The 18,678-nt window shown below is 62.1% G+C and carries 20 protein-coding genes and 1 pseudogene; 6 read left to right on the top strand and 15 right to left on the bottom strand.

Features of this window, described 5'->3' with window-relative positions:
• The first annotated feature begins 391 nt into the window (after positions 1–391).
• Positions 392–820 (top strand): DUF5330 domain-containing protein, encoded by a 429-nt coding sequence (locus tag ACEPP2_RS17030; protein WP_142588742.1) that lies wholly within the window; start codon positions 392–394, stop codon positions 818–820.
• Between the two features lie 183 nt (positions 821–1,003).
• Positions 1,004–1,426: a SufE family protein gene (locus ACEPP2_RS17035; protein WP_395517280.1), complete on the top strand. Its 423-nt coding sequence runs from the start codon at positions 1,004–1,006 to the stop codon at positions 1,424–1,426.
• A gap of 3 nt (positions 1,427–1,429) precedes the next feature.
• Here ACEPP2_RS17035 and ACEPP2_RS17040 read toward each other — a convergent pair whose 3' ends face one another.
• From ACEPP2_RS17040 to ACEPP2_RS17085, 10 genes and pseudogenes are all read right to left on the bottom strand, one after another.
• Positions 1,430–2,230 carry a DUF6456 domain-containing protein gene (locus tag ACEPP2_RS17040; protein ID WP_395517281.1) on the bottom strand — a complete coding sequence of 267 codons (801 nt, stop codon included), beginning with the start codon at positions 2,228–2,230 and terminating at the stop codon, positions 1,430–1,432.
• Positions 2,220–2,639, bottom strand: coding sequence for a helix-turn-helix domain-containing protein (locus ACEPP2_RS17045; protein WP_395517282.1), 420 nt, complete (start codon positions 2,637–2,639; stop codon positions 2,220–2,222). The genes ACEPP2_RS17040 and ACEPP2_RS17045 overlap by 11 nt, the downstream gene beginning before the upstream one ends.
• 221 nt (positions 2,640–2,860) lie before the next feature.
• Complete coding sequence (locus tag ACEPP2_RS17050) at positions 2,861–3,289, bottom strand: MucR family transcriptional regulator (protein ID WP_395517283.1); 429 nt, start codon at positions 3,287–3,289, stop codon at positions 2,861–2,863.
• A gap of 388 nt (positions 3,290–3,677) precedes the next feature.
• Complete coding sequence (mnhG, locus tag ACEPP2_RS17055; RefSeq protein WP_395517284.1) at positions 3,678–4,019, bottom strand: monovalent cation/H(+) antiporter subunit G; 342 nt, start codon at positions 4,017–4,019, stop codon at positions 3,678–3,680.
• A 389-nt stretch (positions 4,020–4,408) separates the two neighbouring features.
• Positions 4,409–4,678: pseudogene (locus tag ACEPP2_RS17060) on the bottom strand (cation:proton antiporter); the annotation flags it as partial.
• The gene (locus ACEPP2_RS17065; RefSeq protein WP_281977988.1) at positions 4,678–5,151 is read right to left on the bottom strand and encodes a Na+/H+ antiporter subunit E; all 474 of its coding nucleotides are present in this window, start codon (positions 5,149–5,151) and stop codon (positions 4,678–4,680) included. The gene ACEPP2_RS17065 and the pseudogene ACEPP2_RS17060, both read right to left, overlap by 1 nt.
• On the bottom strand, positions 5,148–6,728 hold the full coding sequence (locus ACEPP2_RS17070; protein ID WP_281977989.1) for a Na+/H+ antiporter subunit D: 1,581 nt from the start codon (positions 6,726–6,728) through the stop codon (positions 5,148–5,150). The genes ACEPP2_RS17065 and ACEPP2_RS17070 overlap by 4 nt, the downstream gene beginning before the upstream one ends.
• Positions 6,729–6,745: 17 nt before the next feature.
• Positions 6,746–7,123: a Na+/H+ antiporter subunit C gene (locus ACEPP2_RS17075; protein ID WP_395517285.1), complete on the bottom strand. Its 378-nt coding sequence runs from the start codon at positions 7,121–7,123 to the stop codon at positions 6,746–6,748.
• Positions 7,123–7,542 (bottom strand): Na+/H+ antiporter subunit B, encoded by a 420-nt coding sequence (locus ACEPP2_RS17080; protein ID WP_281977991.1) that lies wholly within the window; start codon positions 7,540–7,542, stop codon positions 7,123–7,125. The genes ACEPP2_RS17075 and ACEPP2_RS17080 overlap by 1 nt, the downstream gene beginning before the upstream one ends.
• Positions 7,539–9,914: a putative monovalent cation/H+ antiporter subunit A gene (locus ACEPP2_RS17085; protein ID WP_395517286.1), complete on the bottom strand. Its 2,376-nt coding sequence runs from the start codon at positions 9,912–9,914 to the stop codon at positions 7,539–7,541. The genes ACEPP2_RS17080 and ACEPP2_RS17085 overlap by 4 nt, the downstream gene beginning before the upstream one ends.
• Before the next feature lie 165 nt (positions 9,915–10,079).
• Here ACEPP2_RS17085 and msrB point away from each other — a divergent pair, with 165 nt between their 5' ends.
• The gene (msrB, locus tag ACEPP2_RS17090) at positions 10,080–10,490 is read left to right on the top strand and encodes a peptide-methionine (R)-S-oxide reductase MsrB (protein ID WP_077547705.1); all 411 of its coding nucleotides are present in this window, start codon (positions 10,080–10,082) and stop codon (positions 10,488–10,490) included.
• A 106-nt stretch (positions 10,491–10,596) separates the two neighbouring features.
• Here the strand turns inward: msrB and ACEPP2_RS17095 are convergent, their stop codons facing one another.
• Positions 10,597–11,640 (bottom strand): class I SAM-dependent methyltransferase, encoded by a 1,044-nt coding sequence (locus ACEPP2_RS17095; protein ID WP_281977993.1) that lies wholly within the window; start codon positions 11,638–11,640, stop codon positions 10,597–10,599.
• A 265-nt stretch (positions 11,641–11,905) separates the two neighbouring features.
• Here ACEPP2_RS17095 and ACEPP2_RS17100 point away from each other — a divergent pair, with 265 nt between their 5' ends.
• The gene (locus tag ACEPP2_RS17100; protein WP_395517287.1) at positions 11,906–13,891 is read left to right on the top strand and encodes a putative bifunctional diguanylate cyclase/phosphodiesterase; all 1,986 of its coding nucleotides are present in this window, start codon (positions 11,906–11,908) and stop codon (positions 13,889–13,891) included.
• 242 nt (positions 13,892–14,133) lie between these two features.
• On the opposite strand, the gene ACEPP2_RS17105 is transcribed toward ACEPP2_RS17100, so the two are convergent.
• Positions 14,134–15,111 (bottom strand): calcium/sodium antiporter, encoded by a 978-nt coding sequence (locus ACEPP2_RS17105; protein ID WP_395517288.1) that lies wholly within the window; start codon positions 15,109–15,111, stop codon positions 14,134–14,136.
• Between the two features lie 156 nt (positions 15,112–15,267).
• Positions 15,268–15,579 carry a hypothetical protein gene (locus ACEPP2_RS17110; protein WP_395517289.1) on the bottom strand — a complete coding sequence of 104 codons (312 nt, stop codon included), beginning with the start codon at positions 15,577–15,579 and terminating at the stop codon, positions 15,268–15,270.
• Positions 15,580–16,024: 445 nt separating this feature from the next.
• Here ACEPP2_RS17110 and ACEPP2_RS17115 point away from each other — a divergent pair, with 445 nt between their 5' ends.
• Positions 16,025–16,720 (top strand): Ntn hydrolase family protein, encoded by a 696-nt coding sequence (locus ACEPP2_RS17115; RefSeq protein ID WP_395517290.1) that lies wholly within the window; start codon positions 16,025–16,027, stop codon positions 16,718–16,720.
• Between the two features lie 137 nt (positions 16,721–16,857).
• Here the strand turns inward: ACEPP2_RS17115 and corA are convergent, their stop codons facing one another.
• On the bottom strand, positions 16,858–17,823 hold the full coding sequence (gene corA, locus ACEPP2_RS17120) for a magnesium/cobalt transporter CorA (protein WP_077547700.1): 966 nt from the start codon (positions 17,821–17,823) through the stop codon (positions 16,858–16,860).
• A gap of 181 nt (positions 17,824–18,004) precedes the next feature.
• Here corA and ACEPP2_RS17125 point away from each other — a divergent pair, with 181 nt between their 5' ends.
• Positions 18,005–18,160, top strand: a complete 156-nt coding sequence (locus ACEPP2_RS17125; protein WP_395517291.1) for a hypothetical protein — start codon at positions 18,005–18,007, stop codon at positions 18,158–18,160.
• A gap of 7 nt (positions 18,161–18,167) precedes the next feature.
• Here the strand turns inward: ACEPP2_RS17125 and ACEPP2_RS17130 are convergent, their stop codons facing one another.
• Positions 18,168–18,674, bottom strand: coding sequence for a GNAT family N-acetyltransferase (locus ACEPP2_RS17130; RefSeq protein WP_077547976.1), 507 nt, complete (start codon positions 18,672–18,674; stop codon positions 18,168–18,170).
• Positions 18,675–18,678: the final 4 nt, after the last annotated feature.

Consider the following 18,678-nt stretch of genomic DNA (forward strand, 5'->3'; position numbering starts at 1 on the left):
ACCACCCCGAAAGCCCCCGGCTTCCCGTTTTGACACGCCTTGGGCGAGCCTTTTCCGCTCGTGGTTAACGGGGCGTAAGCGGCGGATTTGCTTGCATTTTCCCTATCGCGTTAAGAATTGGGGCAAGCACGGGTGGAGAAAGCACAGGGAACTCCGCCGAAGCGCCGCAATTATGCTTAACGGTGGACGGCAGGATTTGCGACGAATGCTGCCGACTGCCACCCGAACGGGAGAGAAGATGGCATTTTAGATAAATACCGCGAAAATTTGCCGACCGGCGTCAAAGGCGGATTTGCTTCTCGCGACTAGGTTGGCGTCAAGACCGGGAACGACCCGGCGGCCCCAAAGGCATTCAAGGGCATTTGGGCATTCACGGGTGGTGGACAGGGAAATGTGGTTTCTGATCAAGACCGGTTTGACATTTGCGATGGTGCTGGTGGGCCTCTCCTACTTCAGCGGCCGGCCGGTGGCCGAGGTGAGCGGCAGCCAGCAGATCGAGATGCAGGATGCCGTCAGTGCCGCCGCGCAGGCTTATCAGTATCTGAGCGCCATCTGCATCGAGAAGCCGCAGGTCTGCGAAAAGGGCGCCGAATCGATCGCCGTTCTCGGCCAGCGCGCCAAGGAAGGCGCTCGCGTTGCCTTCGAATTGCTGGACAAGCAGTTTGCCGACGATACGCCGGCGGTGGCTGAGGTCGCAAACCCGCAGCCCATGCCGGAAAAGCCCTTGACGACCGCATCCACCCGCCCTCTCCCGGCCGAGACCGCTGTGGCGCCGGCCACCACAGTCCCGCTCCCCATGAAGCGACCGGCGCAGAACTGACCCGGCTACCGCCTTCGAATTCACCTCTTGCGCCGGAGACCATTGTCCGGGTTCCGGCGCCGGACTGCCTGCCCGACTTCAGCCTTTGCTGAGCCGTGAGGTTTTCGCCTCACGGCCTTTTTTCTGTTCACCCCGGCGCCGATCCTTCCTATATGCGTGGCTAAGACAAGGATGGAGCATTCCATGGCGACGCTCGAGCAGATCATCGACGACTTTGCCTTCCTCGACGAATGGGAGGACCGTTACCGGTACGTGATTGAACTGGGCAAGGCTCTGCCGGAACTGCCGCAGGAGAAGCGCACGGCCCAGAACAAGGTCCAGGGCTGCGCCAGCCAGGTCTGGCTCGTCAGCCATCCGGAAGATGGCAGCGCCGATCCCGTCCTCACCTTCGAAGGCGATTCCGACGCCCATATCGTGCGCGGGCTGGTGGCGATCGTGCTCGCCGTCTATTCCGGCAAGCACGCCTCCGAGATCGCTCGGACCGACGCGATCGAGATCTTCGACCGCATCGGCCTCGTGGAGCATCTGTCGTCGCAGCGCGCCAACGGCCTGCGCTCCATGGTCAAGCGCATCCGCGATGAGGCGCGACTGAAGGCGGCGGCCTGAGGCTCATGGTTGGGAGAGCGGCGGGCGATAGCCTTCTGTTCCCCAATGGTGGCTGGTGCGGCGCTGCGGCGCCGGCGGCGCATAGTGACGGGCAAGCGCCAGCAGCGCCGTCCGCAGCATCAGCTTGGCCGAACGCGCCGGCCACTGCCGCTCCCGCTCGACTGTCTCAAGACCCTTTTCGAAGCAGCAGACATCGACGGCGACGCCAGAAAGCTCCGGCCCCATCGCCTCGACGGCGCGGGAGAAACGCTGGCGGGCAGCGATGGCGCTATCTGCCAGTTCCGATTGCCCTCCAGCCTGTCCCTTGCCGCGACTGGAAAGCCGCGGCTCCCATGTGGCTGTGACGCGTGGGCGCAGCTGCGCCCGGTGGAAGTCCGATAGAAGCCGCTCGCCCGCCTCCCGCGCCTCTTCGGGGAAGAAATCCTGTCCGGTCCTGTCCTTGAGGCGCGCGAGCAGCGACAGAGGGGATTCCGCGAGGTTTCGTCGCGCGGACTGTCGTTGGCCTTCATATTCCACGGACACGTCGATCTCGATCCGGTGCTGCCCTGCGAAGGCATCCTCGGGCAGGAGGGCGCGCCGCAGGAAGGCGGCAGTCGCGCCGGTTGCGGCCAGTCTACCGGCGCCTTTGACCAGCAGGCCACGACGCTCGATCCGCGCTATAAGGGCGGGGGGAAAGGCACCTGGAAGGTCGGCAAGGTGAAGCGTGCCACCGTCACCGGTGCTGAACTCGCAGGGGCCGCGCAGGAGGCGGCGAAGCAGGCGCTGCAGGTCGCGCATCTCGCTCTTGGTCCACTCATCCGTCATGGGCGGCAACCTCCAGCGTGCCGAAGACCGCAACGACGATGCGCTCGATGGCGGAGATGAAATCGTCGAACACCGGGTCATCGCGGCGATCCTCGACCACATGGCAGGCGTGGCGCACCGTGGTGCGGTCGCGGCCGAAAGCTTCGCCGATATCCGTCTGCGATATCCTTAGCGCGACATGGCAGACGTACATGGCGATCTGCCGGACGTGGCAGGCGAGCCGACGACGGTCGCGGCGGACCAGGACACGGTCGCCGAACAGGAGGACCATCTCTCCCACCACCTGCCGGACGATGCGACACGTGGTCCTGAGCGGGAGCGAGTGGATGCGGTGCGGAGGCCAGCGCACCTCCGTGGGAGGCAGGGGTGGACCGGAAGCACCGGACTGGGAAGTTCTTTCGGATGACATGACAACTCCTCAAATAGGAATTTATTCATACATCCTTGGGTGCGGATGGGGATAAGGAAAATGAGGCTGTAGCGCGCCTGTAGCTAATTTCCCATCACATTTCCCCGCTTCCGCCAAACATGCTGTGAATTTCTTCCTCCCTCTATCCCCGCCTGCCCCCAAAAAGGAAAGGGTCGGAAGCAATGCTTCCGACCCTTCAGGTCCCAGTATGGCAGTCGGGCTTACTTGCCGCGCTTGCGGCGCTGTCCGAGCCCCATCTGCTTGGCGAGACGGGAACGGGCTTCCGCATAGGCGGGCGCCACCATCGGATAATCGGCAGGAAGACCCCACTTCTCGCGATATTCGTCGGGCGTCATGTTGTAGTGGGTCATCAGGTGCCGCTTCAGTGACTTGAACTTCTGTCCGTCCTCCAGACAGATGAGGTAATCCTCCTCGATCGACTTCTTGATCGGCACGGGCGGCTTCGGCTTCTCGGGGACCGCAGCGACGGGAGGCGGACTCGACGTATTGTTGAGCGCCGCATGGACGTCGGAAATGAGGTGGCTCAATTCGCCTACCGGAACCACATGATTGCTAACATAGGCCGCGACGATATCCGCCGTCAGTTCGACCAGGAGACTATCTCCCTTGATCGGTGCCACATCTGTCATTGGACGTCTCCTGTCTTTTCTTATCGTTGTCGTGACGCGTCCAAAGCAAAACCGCGCCACAGTACATTATGGACATCGCCAGAGGTGAGACATCGAAAGATGCCTGCTCGCTTGCGGCCCGCACCGCAATAGAGCCTCATCGCATTGCAGGAAGATGAAATCCGGAGGGGAACCTTTGCAATAAAGGAATGCCTCGTCTCCGAACCGGGACATGCATCTTCATGCAAGCAATCACACTTGGCAGATACTGCCGTAGCACCAAGTAAATGGAAATTCAAAGAATGAAGTTCAAGCGATAGCAATATTTTCCGAATTTACCACAGGCTGACCTCGCATGTGAGCTTTTGTCACATGGGATTTGCAATAAATCAGCAGAAAACGGCTAGTATTAAATTTCTTCCCGGCCTTTGTTCATGTCATCGCGTACCGAGATACCTGAGAGTGGGTAGCCCGTCTCATGGGCGGCCTTGGCGAGAAGATGCGCAGAGACCGGGGCGGTGAGTACGAAGAAGAAGAAGCCGGCGAACGAACGCGCCAGAATGGCGAGATCGGCGGCATGGATGCCGACCGCGATCAGCATCAGCGCCGACCCGACCGTGCCGGCCTTCGACGCCGCGTGCATGCGGGAATAGAGATCCGGGAACCGGTTGAGACCGAGGGTCGCAGCCAGGACGAAGATGGCGCCGACCAGGATCAATGCGGCGGTGACGAGCGCAAACAGGATGTCCATCACGGCGTGTCCTTCTTGGCGGGTTTGGTGGGCTTGGTTGCCGCACGGGACTTCCTGGTCTTTGCCGGGCCCGCCGCCGCCTCCGCGGCGACCGCCGCCTTGCCGGCTGCCTTCGCCTTGGCGATCTTCACCTTTGCGGCGCTGGCCTTTGTGGCATCCGCCTTGCGGGTGGCAGGCTTGGCCGGCGCTTCTAAAGGGCTTGCATCGGCAACCACCCGCATGATCCCCGCTGCGGTCCGCTCTGGAACAGGGCCTGGAGCTGCAGCGGAGCCCTGCCGGTCCTTGGCGCGGCTCTTCACCGCGGCGGGCTTTGACGCGTCCTGCGTCACAGGCTTCAGCTCCGGCTCCACCGGCTCGGGAGGAGAACCGTCCTCCCCTCCCCGGCGCTTTCGCGACAGGATGAAGCGGGCGAAGGCGACGGTTGCCAGGAAGCCGACAAGGCCGAGCGAGATGGCGATGTCGATGTAGAGCGTGAAACCGGTGCGGATCGCGATCAGTGCGATGAAGCCCATGACGATGCCGACCAGCATGTCGAGCGCGATGACCCTGTCGGGCAGGGTCGGGCCCTTGATGACGCGCCAGACGGTCAACAGGAAGGAAGCACCGAGGACGAGGAGGCCGACATAGACGGCGAATTGGGTGATGGTGTCGGCCGTCATCAGCGGAAGGCCTCCAGGATCTTGCGTTCAAAACCATCCGCGATGTCACGACGCGCAGCATCCGGATCGGAGCAATCGAGCGCGTGCACGTAGAGCGTCTTTCGGTCTGCGGACACATCCACCGACAGCGTCCCGGGCGTCAGCGTGATGAGGTTTGCGAGCAGCGTGATCTCGAAATCGCGATCGACGGTCAACGGGAAGGCAAATATGCCCGGCTTCACGTCGAGGCGGGGACTGAAGACCATGACGGCCACACGGTAGGCCGACATTGCCAGTTCCTTGAAGAAAAGGCGCAGCAGCGACAGGATGCGCCCAACCCGCTGCCAATAGCCGGGACCGCCCATTTCGCCACGAACGATCCACAGGGCGACGGTGGCGATCAGGAACCCGAACACCAGGTTGACGAGGGTCGCGCTACCGGTGATCGCCACCCAGACGACGGCGAAGAGCACATTGAAGATATACGTCGTCATTCAGCACCTCCCGTCGGGAAAACCGACTGGATATAGGCCGTCGGATCGGCAAGGCTGGCTGCCGCAGCCTGCGACAGGCGCAGCGGCACTTCCGGGAACAGGCCGAAGAAAACCAGCAGGAGAACGAGCCCGGCAAGCGGAAGAGAACGCTCCCAGGCTCCCGGAGAAACAGGGATCGAGACAGGCGCCGCGCCAGCCTCGGGCGCAGGCCGGGGCCGCCAGAAGGCAAGCAGGAAAATGCGCCCCAATGCCAGCGTCAGCAGGAATGCGGAAACCAGGATGGCGGCGGAGAGCCACCAGGCGCCGATGTCGAGCGCCGCCTTCAAGAGCACGATCTTCGGCCATAGTCCTGAGAAAGGCGGCAGGCCGGCCGTTGCAAAGAAGATCACGAAGGCGGCGGCAGCGGCCCAGGGAGCCTGGCGATAGATGCCCCCCAGGGTCTGCAGCGACCAGGACCCGCCAAGGCGGGCAGCCTCCCCCACCAGGAGATAGAGCGCCGTCATCGCGACGATCGAGTGGAGCGCGTAAAGAATTGCACCGCCCACCCCGAGGATGCCGCCGATCGCTACGCCAGCCATGACGTTACCGATGCCGGCGATCACCGCGAATCCAGCCATTCGCCGCAGATCGCTCTGCGCCAGCGCGCCGAGCGCACCGATCACCATGGTGAGCGCCGCCGAAATAGCGAGCAGCAGGCTGAGTTCCTCCCGCTGTAGCGGAAACAGCATGACCATCACCCGCATCAGCGCGTAGACGCCGACCTTGGTCAGCAGGCCGCCGAAGAGCGCAGCCACGACGATGCGCGGCGTGTGATAGGAGGCAGGCAGCCAGAAATTCACCGGGAATGCGGCGGCCTTCATGGCGAAGGCAAGGATGAACAGGGTGCTCAGCGTCATCAGCGGCGCCGTGCCCGCGTGGGCATCGGCCTGGCGGGCGATGTCAGCCATGTTGAGCGTGCCGAAGATGGCATAGACATAGCCGACGGCGATCAGGAACAGCGTCGTGCCGATGAGGTTGAGGATGGCATATTTCAGGGCGCCATCGACCTGCTGGCGCTCGGATCCGAGGATCAGGAGGCCGAAGGACGAAATGAGGAGCACCTCGAACCAGACATAGAGGTTAAAGATGTCGCCGGTCAGAAAAGCGCCGGTGACGCCGGCCATCAACAGCATCAGGAACGGATAGAAGCCATAGCGGCGGCCGGTCGCATTGATGTCGCGGAGGCCGTAGATGCCCGCCGCGAGTGCCACCAGACCCGACGCGAAGGCAAGCAGCGCGCCGAGGAGATCGGCCGTGAAGGAAATGCCGAAGGGCGGAAGCCAGCGCCCCGCCGTCATGGTGAAGGGGCCATCCACCGCCACCCGCCAGAGCAGCAGGCCATCGATAATGACCAATGCCACGAGCCCCGGAATGGCAATCCAGCCGTGCAGGTGCAGCTTGTGGCGGACCATCATCAGCACGGCGCCGAGCGAGATCATCAGGACCATGGGCGCGATCACGAGCCAGTCGGCAATGGCCGTCGGCGCCATCACCATCGCGGCAGAGAGATCGATCGGGGCAGTCGTCGGTGCAGCCATCGCGTCCAGGTTTCCTGTCAATAGCCGAGCGGCGGAAGCGGCTCATCCTCGGGTTCGGCCAGCCGCATCTCGTCCGTATTGTCGGTGCCGAGTTCCTGATAGCCGCGATAGGTCAGCACCAGCAGGAAGGCGAAGAAGGAGAAGGAGATGACGATGGCCGTGAGAATCAGCGCCTGCGGCAGCGGGTTTGCCGCCTCTGCCGGCAGCCCGTCCATGTCGAAGGGGATGATGGGCGGGATCTCCCGGGTGATCCGCCCTGCCGTAAACAGCAGCAGGTTTACGGAATTGCCGAGGATCGCGATGCCGAGAAGAATGCGCACCGTGTGCTTGGACAGCATCAGATAGATTGCCGAGGCGAAGAAGATGCCAATCAGGACCGAGAAGAGCGACTCCATCAATCGATCTCCCTTTCCTCTAGCGCCAGCGCGATAGAGGCAACGGCTCCGAGGACAACGAAATACACGCCGATATCGAAGGAGATGACGGTGGCGAGCGGCACTTCGACACCAAATATGTTCGGATAGATCCACAGGCCGGTCATGAAGGGCACGCCGGCGAAGATCGACAGGACGCCCGATAGCGCCCCGACGAGCAGGCCGAAACCGGCGATCGCCATCGGGTGAAAGCGAATGGCACGGCGGACGGCCGAAACGCCATAGGCGATGCCGTAGATGGAGAGGGCCGAAGCGGCGATCAGCCCGCCGATGAAGCCGCCGCCGGGTTCATTATGGCCGCGCAGGAGCACGAAGACGGAAAAGACCAGCATGAGCGCGGTGATCGGCGGCGCGACGGTGCGCAGGATGAGCGTGTTCATGGGGCCTTCTCCTTCACCGGAGCCTCGACATGGGTATCAGCCGTCTCGGGCAGCGGATTGCGGAGGCGCACGCGGATCAGCGCCAGGACCGCGAGCCCGGTGGTCATCACCACGGCAATCTCCCCCAACGTATCCGTGCCGCGGAAATCGACGAGGATAACGTTCACGACGTTTGCGCCGTGGGCGATGATCTTCGCGTAAGCGTTGAAGAACTCCGTCAGCTCCAGATTGAACGGCAGCTGGGTCGTCTTCATCAGGAGCAGCATGAAGCCCAGGCCGCAGGCGACGGCGATGGTCGCATCCATGGCCAGCTGCCTTGCCGGGCGGTGATCGCGCGGCGACAGCCGCAGCCTCGTCATCACCAGCGCAAGGATGACCACCGACAGCGTCTCGACCATGAACTGCGTAAACGACAGGTCGGCTGCGCCGAACAGGAGGAAGATGACGGCAACGGCAAAGCCCTGGATGCCCAGCGAGACAATCGCGGTCAGCCGGTCGCTGGCGCGAAGCACGGCAACGAGGCCGATCAGCGCCAGCAGGAAGATCACCCATTCGTGGAAATATACCCTCTCCGGCCATGAAGGCAGGTCCGGTAGCTCGCCATAGACGAAGGGCGGCACCAGAAGCGCCAGCGCCAGCAGGGTGAAGGTAACGGTGATATAGATCTCCAGGCGGCCCGGTTGCACGACACGGGTCACCGCGACCGAAATGCGCACGAGACCGGAGACGAAGTGGTCGAAGCCGCGATCGGGACCGCTGCCGATCGCCGCCAGCACCCGAACCATGAGGTCGCGGGCCTGGTCGAGCTTGAGATAGATGAGGACACCGAAGGCCACGGTGACGATCGAGAGCAGCAGCGGCATGCCGATGTGCGGGATCGTGGTGATCTCGACGAGGGTCGGCTCGCCGGCGACGGCACTTGCCATCGGCGTCGAGATGAAGCGGTGGGTGACGCTTGAAAGGATGCCGCCAAACAGGCCGAGCGCCGCGAGAAGCGCCGGGCCGAGCCACATCAGCAGCGGGCCTTCGTGGGCATGCTTGGGCGTTTCCACATGGGGACCGAGGAAGGGCTTCAGCGCGACGGCGAAGCCGATCACGAACATCAGGCCGTTGCCGACGATCGCCACCAGCGTGAAGAGGATCGAGCGCAGATTGCCGCTGGCGAGCGCGTAGTAGATTTCCTCCTTGGCGAGAAAGCCGAGAAAGAGCGGCAGACCACCCATGGAGAGTGCTGCTAGCAGCGCGGCGGCAAAGGTGATCGGCATGTCGCCACGCAGGCCGCCAAGCTTGGTCACGTCGCGCGTGCCGGATTCATGGTCGACGAGGCCGGCGACCATGAAGAGCGCGCCCTTGAAGAGTGAGTGGGCGACGAGATAGAGCACGGCCGCTTCTACCGCATGCGGCGTGTCGAAGCCGGTCAGCATGACGAGCAGGCCGAGCGAGGCCATGGTCGTATAGGCCAGCATCAGCTTCAGGTCTGTCTGCCGGATCGCAAGCAGCGTACCGGCAATCAGGGTGACGCCGCCGAAGAAGGGCAGCAGGATCTCCCAGGCCGGTGTGCCGCCCATCACCGGGTTCAGCCGCATCAAGAGATAGACGCCTGCCTTCACCATGGTGGCCGAGTGCAGGTAGGCGGAAACCGGCGTCGGTGCCTCCATGGCATTGGGAAGCCAGAAATGGAACGGGAACTGCGCCGACTTGGTGAAAGCGCCGCCGAGAAGCAGGAGCAGCGCCGCGAGATAGAAAGGACTGTTGCGCAGCGTGTCGTCGACATTGACGAGCAGCGAGAGCTGCGTGACGCCGGTCATGTTCCACAGGAAGATGAGGCCGGCCAGCAGCGACAGCCCGCCGAGACCCGTCACCACCAGCGCCTGCAGCGCCGACCGGCGCGCAGCCTCCCGCTCGTGATCGAAGCCGATCAGCAAGAAGGACGTGATCGAGGTGAGCTCCCAGTAGACGAAGAGCATCAGAAAACTGTCGGAGACGACGAGCCCGAGCATCGCTCCCATGAAGAGCAGGATGAAGCAGATGAAGCGCCCCTGCTGCGGATGGCCCTTCATGTATCCGCCCGAATAGAGCACGATCAGAGTACCAATCCCGGTGATCAGCAGCGCGAAGGTCAGCGAAAGACCGTCGAGGAACCACGAGAAGGAGAGGTTGAGGCTCGGCACCCAGGCATAGCCGCCGGTCACCACGCCGCCATCGGCGATCTCGGGCAGGAAGGTCAGGAAGTGGAGGAAGGCGAAGAAAGGCGCCAGCGCCAGGACCCAGGAGGCTGCGTGGCCAAGCCGGCCGACCGCGGACGGCGCAAGGATGGCGGCCAGAAATGGCAGCATGAGACAAAAGAACGTCAATGCCGTTGAGTCGGCCATTTCGTCTCCCGTTTCTTTCGCGGATCGCCCCCCAGCGGACGTAAGCCCCACACCACTTAGGACAAAGAATCCGCTGCCTCAAGCCATTAACGGTCAACCCACAAATAGTTGAGGCTTTTCGGAACGCGGCGCGCAACCTATCTTTAGTCGAGGAAAGGTTCTCCCATGACAGACACCAGCACTCCCCGCATCCAGAAGACCGATGCCGAATGGCGCGAACAGCTGACGCCGGAACAATATCGCATCCTTCGCGAACACGGTACCGAACGCGCCTTCACCGGACCCTATTGGGACAGCACGGAAAAGGGCCTCTACCGCTGCGCGGCCTGCGACGAGCCGCTCTTCGTGTCCGACACCAAGTTCGATGCCGGCTGCGGCTGGCCAAGCTATTTCGAGCCGGTCAAGCCGGGGGCCGTGACGGAACACCGGGACATGTCCTACGGGATGGTTCGCACCGAGGTGCGCTGCGCCAATTGCGGCGGGCACCTGGGCCACGTCTTCCCCGACGGCCCGCCACCGACCGGCCTGCGCTACTGCATCAACGGCCATTCGATGGTCTTCGAGCCGATCGAATAGCGGCAGGCGGGGCAGCCCCCGCCTCCTCAGGATCCCGCCGCATCGCCCGGCCGGATGATGCGCAGAAGTGCTCAGACAGGAAACGCCTATAAAGGCTTCCCTGTCTTCACGCCTTCTTCCGGATGGTGCTGTAGATGATGTTGCGATTGGTGCCGAACCACACATCGATGTCGACGGATGCTGGATCCGTGCTTGCGCTGGCGACCCTCCACATGTCCTGCTCCGACCGCTGCAAGAGTTCCCAGTTCATGTAGGATTCCATGTATCCGTCGTCGGCCATTTCATCGGAGAAGTTGGCGAAAAGGAAGACGCCACCGGGTTTGAGCATATCCATGCAGACTTCGGTCAGGCGAATAGCGACCTTGTCGGAAAGGTAATCGTACAAGCCAGCTGCATAGATCAGGTCGAACGAGCCCAGCCGGTACTTCTTGCCAAGCAGGCCACGCACGGACCCGTCGACGGGTTCGATGCAGGTGTCCGGGAACTGGCCCGCGATCGTGGCTATGCTCAGCGGGTCCTGGTCGAGTGCGACCCATCGCTTGATGGCGCCCTCACCTAACGCCTGCGACCTCTCCGCTTCCCGCAGATGGCCCGCGGCGACGGTCAGGATTTCGGTTCCCGGCCCTGCCCGCGCAGCAGTCTCGTCCACGTAGCGCGTCAGGATGTCCCGCCTTTCCCGAACGGCTACGGGGCCGGGTGCGTTGATGGTGTATTCGAAGATGCTCAGTCCCTGAGGCGTGGATTTCGCCACCTCGTCGGCAACGTCCGGATGGCCATAGATGAAGTCGATGAGGCTGGCATCCCCGGAATATCCGCGCGGCTTGTCATAGGACCATCGGGTGAAAGGGCACTGCTGCATGATCCTTGCAGAAGGATGGGCCTGAATGATCGGGATGAGCTTCTGCCAGACGACCGGACCCGACTTGTGCCGCAGCTCATGCATCTGCGTAATCAGCCACTTGACCGCGTCCGGCAAGTTCCTGCCGGCGTCGAACCTCTGCTTCGCAATGCTGATGATCAACGCAAACTCAGCCTCGGCGGCGAGCAGCCGATCCGCGTCGTCATATCTCTGTTCTACAGGGATTTGTCTGCTGACGGACTGTGGGGTGATCAGGCTCTCGCCATCGAGAGAAAACAAAGGCTGGGCCACGCGCACCTCATTGATTAACCGATAATGAATCCGATTCTTAAAATCTGCAGTATTTTCAGGGACGTCAAGCTAAGAAGCATCATCTTCAACCGGCGCCCCTCAAGAAGTTTGGAAACCGTTAAGCCCTTTTGCGCATAATCGCGCCCAGGCCGCGTCTAGGAGACCGTTCACGGTTGCCTTCATGAATGTCTGAGGCAACTAACCTTCTCATTGCGAGCCAAGGGTGTGCATCAGGCGCAGCCGAACCATATTGGGTAAACAGGGCATGATGCACGTGTTAACCGATACCGGTGTGCCCACTGTCCGGCCGACGCTGTCGACCGAGCAGATGCGCAGCCTGTACCGACAGGAAAGCGAAGACCTACGGAAGAGGACGACACGGCATGGTCTGTGGGTCGCAGTCTTTTCGTATATCGCTTATTCGGGAACCGACTATCTCTTCATTCCCGACGTCGCGTCGAACACGATCGCAGGCCGGCTGATCGTCGGAATTACCGCGCTTTGCGTCCTGGAGCTTCTCCTGCGCCTCAAGGTCTCGGCCGATGCGCTGGACCTCTGGGCCGCACTGTCGGTGCTTGCCGGTTACGTCGTATGGCTTGTGACGGCCAACATGACCGGCGCCCTCGACGCGTTTTCCTATTACATGGCATTCGGCGCCATCTTCATGATGAGCGTCAACCTGTTCTTCAGCTTCCGCTTTCCGCTCGCTCTCGCGTCGTCAGCGACGAATCTTACGATCTTCATCGGTGCGCTCTACCTCTTCGAGCCTATGCTGCTTCTCCACAAGCTGATCCTGGGCGCATTCTGCATCTCGTGCTTCATCTTCACCAGTTACGTGAACCTCCAGCTGAACCGGGAACGCTACAAGGTCTTCCTGAATGCCTATGAAGCGCGCCTGCAGCAGGAGGCAGCCGATGAACGGGGCAAGGCACTGCTTGAGCTTTCGCACACGGATTCGCTGACGGGCTTGGAGAACCGCCGCGCGATCGACCAGCAATTGCGTCTCCACTGGCAAGACTGGCAAGGCCGGAGCCAGTGCTTTTCCGTCCTGCTCGTCGATGTGGACTTCTTCAAGCGCTACAATGACTTCTACGGGCACCAGGAGGGCGACCGCTGCCTGATCGCGGTGTCGCAGAGACTAGCAGACATTGCCGCCTCCCATGGCGCCGTAATCGGCCGCTACGGGGGTGAGGAGTTCATCCTTATCCTGCGGATAGACGACGCCGATCAGTCGATCCGGCTTGCAGAGGACCTGTGCTCCGCGGTCCATGCGATGGCGTGGCCGCACACCTGCCGGCGCGACGGCACCTCGGTGGTCACCGTCAGCGTCGGCGTGTCCAATACCCGCGTCCAGACCAAACAACTGGAGAAGATCATCCATGAGGCTGATCGCGCGCTCTATGCCGCAAAGGAAAATGGCCGCAACTGCGTGAAGGTCTTCAATCCTGAAGATCCGCGGCACGGCGACGAGAGCGAGAATATCGCAGCCATCCTGCGGATCGCGCTCGAGCAGCGCCTTGTCTCGCTCGTCTACCAGCCTGTCCGCAATGTCCAGACGGGTGCCCTGGATGGCGCTGAGGCGTTGATGCGCATGAAGATGCCCGACGGCACGGCCATCATGCCAGGGGCCTTCATCCCTGTCGCGGAAAGAACAGGCGCCATCATCGAACTCGGTCGATGGGCGATCCGCACGGTCTGCAAGGAAATGCTGGCCACCAACAAGGTCAAGGTCGCCAGCGTCAACGTCTCTCCCAGCGAATTGAAGATGCCCGGGTTTTCAACCTACGTGGCAGCGACCTTGGCTGAATACGGCCTGGTCGGGACGCGCCTTGCCTTCGAGATCACCGAGGGCGTCGAACTGGACGTGGACACGGACGTGGTTCGCTGCATCAGCGAGTTGAAGAGACTGGGCGTCCAGATTTGGCTGGACGATTTCGGCACCGGGTTTGCCGGGCTGTCGTGGCTGCGGATGATCGAGTTCGACACCGTCAAGATCGACCGCTCCTTCCTTCACGACTGCGAGACGGAGAGGGGACGAAGGATGATGCGCGACATCATCAGCCTCTTGCGCCACCGCGGCCTCAGGATCCTCGTCGAAGGCGTGGAGACCGAGGAGCATGAGACGCTTATGCGGCAGTACGGGATCGACCAGATTCAGGGCTATCACGTTGGCCGGCCAGAACCGGCGAGGCGTTTCGGAAACCTCGGCTGGCTCCCGTCTCCGGCCGCTGCCGGGCTATCGTCCGCGTAGTGTGGCGTCGTCAGCGCGAGCCAGGGATCTCTGGGTGACGTTCGCTAGTGGCGCCGCCTCGGTCAAGGCAGCTGTCGGTCCAAAGCAGCGAAGTCGCGACATGAAAGCAGCATCCAATCGGCGAATGATCTTTTCTACGCCACTCTCCACATTCCGAGTTGCTGATTTCGACTGGCGAGACAGTTGTCGCTCCAAGGATGTCCCCACCTTGGTCCTATTGGCGATCCTGCACGTCGGGGTGGTCAGGGCCAGAGCCACCAGACGTACCCACCGTATCCTGCGACGAGGACACCCCCCTCCAAACGGGTCAGACGCCTGCCTGTGTAGGCGAAAAAGATCACGAGAGCAGATACGGCCACCATCAGCACGTTATCAAAACCCACGATCTGCGGCGGCACTTGCGAGGGAGCAATGAGCGCGGTGACACCGCCGATACCGAGAATGTTGTAGATGTTGGAGCCGATGATGTTGCCGAATGCAACATCAGCCTCCCGTCGGACCGCCGCAACCAGAGACGTAACCAGTTCGGGCATGGAAGTGCCTACGGCCACGATGGTCAGACCGATGACGGTCTCGGAAATACCAAACGAACGCGCCAGCGCCACCGCACCATTCACCAACAGGTATCCCCCAAGGACAACGATGGCGAGACCTGCGAGCGAGGTCAAAAGCGGCATTAGCAGTGAGCCTCCGGCAGGCGCAGTGGGTGAGAGCGCTGGGTCGGCCTCCTGAGCCGCCAGCCCCTTGTCAAAAGCGGCCCCATGGTCTGGCTCCGTAGCAGTTTCCTGTCGGAACGCGGCGTAGATGTAGATGGCCAATCCAGCCACAAAAATTACCCCGATCAGGCGTCCCATCGGAAACAGTGGCGAGAGAACCGAAAACAAGACGGCCACGGCGACCATCACCACGGCGTCCCGGCGCAGCGCGGAGGATTGCACGATAATGGGCGTGACCAATGAGGATGCGCCCAGGATCAGCAGCAGGTTCGCGATGTTGGAACCGACGATATTGCCAAAGGCGATCCCGGGGGCGTTGCTCAAAGCGGCCTGTACGGACGTGACCAACTCAGGCGCGGATGTTCCAAATCCCACCAGCGTCAGGCCGATGATCAATGGGGATACCCCGAGTTGGCTGGCGACACGTACGGCGCCCCGCACCAGAAGCTCTCCCCCGACAAGAAGAAAGCCTAAGCCACCGACGAGCATGACCCAGATCATCATGGTTCCTGACACTCCTGATACTTGAGGGATGAGCTACCTTGTGCAGCCGACATCTGCATCGCGCAACCACCGCGAAGTTTGCTGCGGTCCAATCACCCCAATCGCAAGGGCGAGGCCGCTTGAGCCTCCATCATCGCGTTCGCCGGCGATAATCGCCTAGCTGCCTGTGTTCTCGCGGCCTTCGTGCGCCAGCAGCCGTGTGAGGACCAAGCAGTCAGGATCATTGGTGTCCAAAAGTTGCGTGGAGGATGTCCAGCCGGTCGTGATGCCGATTGCGGTGCCCACAGCCCAGACAGGATCGTTCTCCGCCTGGGCAAGAAGCCACGGGCCATGGGTAGCCAGGCATTGCTGCGACTGTTGGAACGCCTGCAACAGCAGATTTGCTGTCTCGATGCGTTCACGTATCTCGGCATTGATCGGATTGACAACGAGCAATGCGAACAACCAAGCGGCAAGGTCGGAGATCATCGCTAGATCCTCTTACTATCGGCAACTTGTCGGAAACGGTCCGACATCGCGTGAGCGCCGACAGCTACGCCAGAGGGGCCTGGACCAGCGGGTCAAGCCACATCTGGGATAGAGACGGTTTGAGTTCAAGACGGAGAGAGCGGCTGACCCTAACTGCGAGGAGCAACTCAGAACAGACGCCGCGCTCCGCTTGTGGCGTAGAACCATAGCAGCGCCATTCTCCTAACCTATCTGGTCGCGTCCGCGGATGAGGGCGCCGATTGGCGGACATCGGGGCGCAAACGAGGTGTCGATTGGAACGCCGTGGGGGCCGAAGGCGTATAGGTGGGGCTGACAATGCGACCCTCCGTATTGTCTTGATCGTCGCGGCATAAATGTTCGGGCCACCACCGGTACGGCTCCGACAGGAATGTCCAAGACACCTATAGCTTGAAAGGACTGATACATGACTGTCGTGCTTGCCACCGTATGCGAAGATGGAGTGGTGATCGGCTCGGACTCGCAGATCACCGACAAGGGGCGCGGCATGACATATCCCGCGGAGAAGCTTCACCCCCTGGGCGATACGGCGGCCTGGGGCGGCAGTGGCGCGCGATCGGTGCTGACGGATGTAAAGCGCTGTTTCAACGAGAAGAGCGCGGCGATCCTGGAAGCACCCGATATCGGCCGTGCGTTGCAGGCACAGGTTCTGCCCATCCTTCGCCATCACTACGATACCTTCATTCCCGACGTGCCGGGAGAGGAAGGCGGAGGCACGCCATCGGCCTATGTCATGGCCGCCGGGTGGCGAGACGGCGAGCCGTGGATCATCGAAATCACGCCCTCCGGCATGATCGGGCACTATGCCGATATCGGCTTTCACGCCATCGGCAGCGGTGCTGCCATGGCCCAGCAGGCCGGTTCGCTGCTCTCCCACTTTCGCCTTGGCAAGAGGTCCGTTCGTTTCGGCTGCGCAGCAGTGCTGCGCGTCCTGCACGCGCTCGACCTCACCTCCGCCAGCGTTGGCAAGCCCTTCAGCCTGTGCCGGATCGATGCGAAAGGCGCCCACCATCTCAGCGACGAGGAGATCGAGGAGGTTGGCGAGGTTGTCCGCAAGTGGGAGGAAGCCGAACAGGCGGTGATTACGAAGCTATTCGACTGACGCTGCCGGATTGTCAGAGCAGGCGCTATCACTGCATCCCAGCGCTTGGGGCTTGAGTACGGGAATCGCGCCCTCCGGTTCCGCTGCGATGTACAATGCGACTGCTTATTCCGGCCTCCTCGCCCTCTCCCTCCCCGTCAGAGCCAGCCGGTTCGCTTGAAGCGGTAGTACAGGATTCCGCAGAGGGCGGCGATGACGGCGATCACCACATAGTAGCCGTAGCGGGTCGACAGTTCAGGCATGTTCTCGAAGTTCATTCCGTAGATGCCGGCGATCGCGGTGGGTACCGCGAGGATCGCGGCCCAGGCGGCGAGCTGGCGGGTGATCGCGCCCTGCCGCTGCTGCTCCAGCAAATTGGAGGCTTCGAAGACGGAGGTGATGACTTCGCGCAAGCCGCCGACCATGCTTTCCACCCGACTGACATGATCATGCACGTCGCGGAAGAACGGCCTGGCGTTCTCGTCGATACAGGGCAGATCGAGATGGACGAGCTTGCTGGTGACGTCCGACATCGGCCCCAGGATGCGCCCGAAGAGGATGAGTTGCCGCCGCAGCCTGAACAGGCGGCGGATCTGCTCACGCTCCAGGAAGGAGGCGAGCATGTGCTTTTCCATCTTCAGCACCTTGTCCTCGATTTCCTGCACCACCGGCAGATAGCCGTCGACGATGAAGTCGAGGATGGCATGGAGGACGTAGTCCGGGCCCTGCGAGAGAAGCTGGGGCGATGCCTCGAGCTGCGAGCGCAGATCCGTATGGGCGCGGGCGGAGCCGTGCCGCACCGTGATGATGTGCTGCCGGCCGACAAAGATGGCGGTCTCGCCGTAGCGGATCTTGTCGCCTTCCAGATGGGCGGTCTTGGCGATGACGAACAACTGGTCGCCATACACTTCCACCTTCGGTACCTGGTGAGCCTTCAGGGCGTCCTCAACGGCGAGCTGGTGGAGGCCGTAGGTTGCAGCCAGTCCCTCGATCTCGCTCGGGACCGGCTCATGAAGCCCGATCCAGGCGAAGTCGTGCCCCTCCAGCAGCGGAGGCGTTCCATTGACGGTAAGCGGCTCACCTCGCCTGCCATTGCGGTACACGAACGATGCGATGACTGGCATGATGATCCTTGCAAGCGGGAATCGACGAAAGCGGGAAGATAGGACAGGCGCACAGCCTCTCCAAGCCTGCCATCTCACCGTGGGAGGCACGCGGCCGTTTCTGCAATTCCCGCTGGGAATTGCATCAGACAAGCCTTAACTTCTCCCGCGTAAGAGAGGAGCGATAGCTGCAGGGAGCAAGATGTCCAACGTCGTCCAGTTCAAGAAGCCGCCGAAGCCGCCGGAACCGAAAAAGCCGAACCCGGGCCTGCGGAAACTCCTTACCCTGCTTGGCATCGCGGCCGCACTCGTCGCCACCTGGGCCTATTTCCAGTATGTCGGAGGAGAACCCGGCTAGACCCTGCTCAATTATGCTGCGGGGGCACGCGCAGTTCGAGGCAGGTGAGATCGAGCCAGCGGCCGAACTTCGTGCCGACTTCGGAAAAGGTCCCGACATTGCGGAAGCCCAGGCTTTCGTGGAGCCGGATCGACGCGGCATTGCCGGCCTCCACGCAGCCGATCATCACATGGATGTCCCGTTCGCCCGCGACCCGGACCAGCGCCTGCATCAGGTCGCGGCCGAGGCCTGCTCCACGATGGTCCTTGTGGACATAGACCGAATGTTCTACGGAATGGCGAAATCCGTCGAAGGCCCGCCAGTCGCCATAGGAGGCGTAGCCCGCGACGGTGCCGCCGACATCAGCCACCAGGACGGGAAAATTGCGCGCCTGGCGCGCCCGGAACCACTCGCGGCGATTGGCGAGGTCGACCTGCGTGTCGTTCCAGATCGCCGTGGTGTTGGCCACGGCGTCGTTGTAGATATCCATGATGGCGGGAAGATCGGCTTCGCTGGCGTCGCGGATGAGCGGCATGGAT

Origin of the sequence: Pseudorhizobium flavum (assembly GCF_044142885.1) — a bacterium.
Taxonomy (GTDB): Bacteria; Pseudomonadota; Alphaproteobacteria; order Rhizobiales; family Rhizobiaceae; genus Neorhizobium; species Neorhizobium flavum.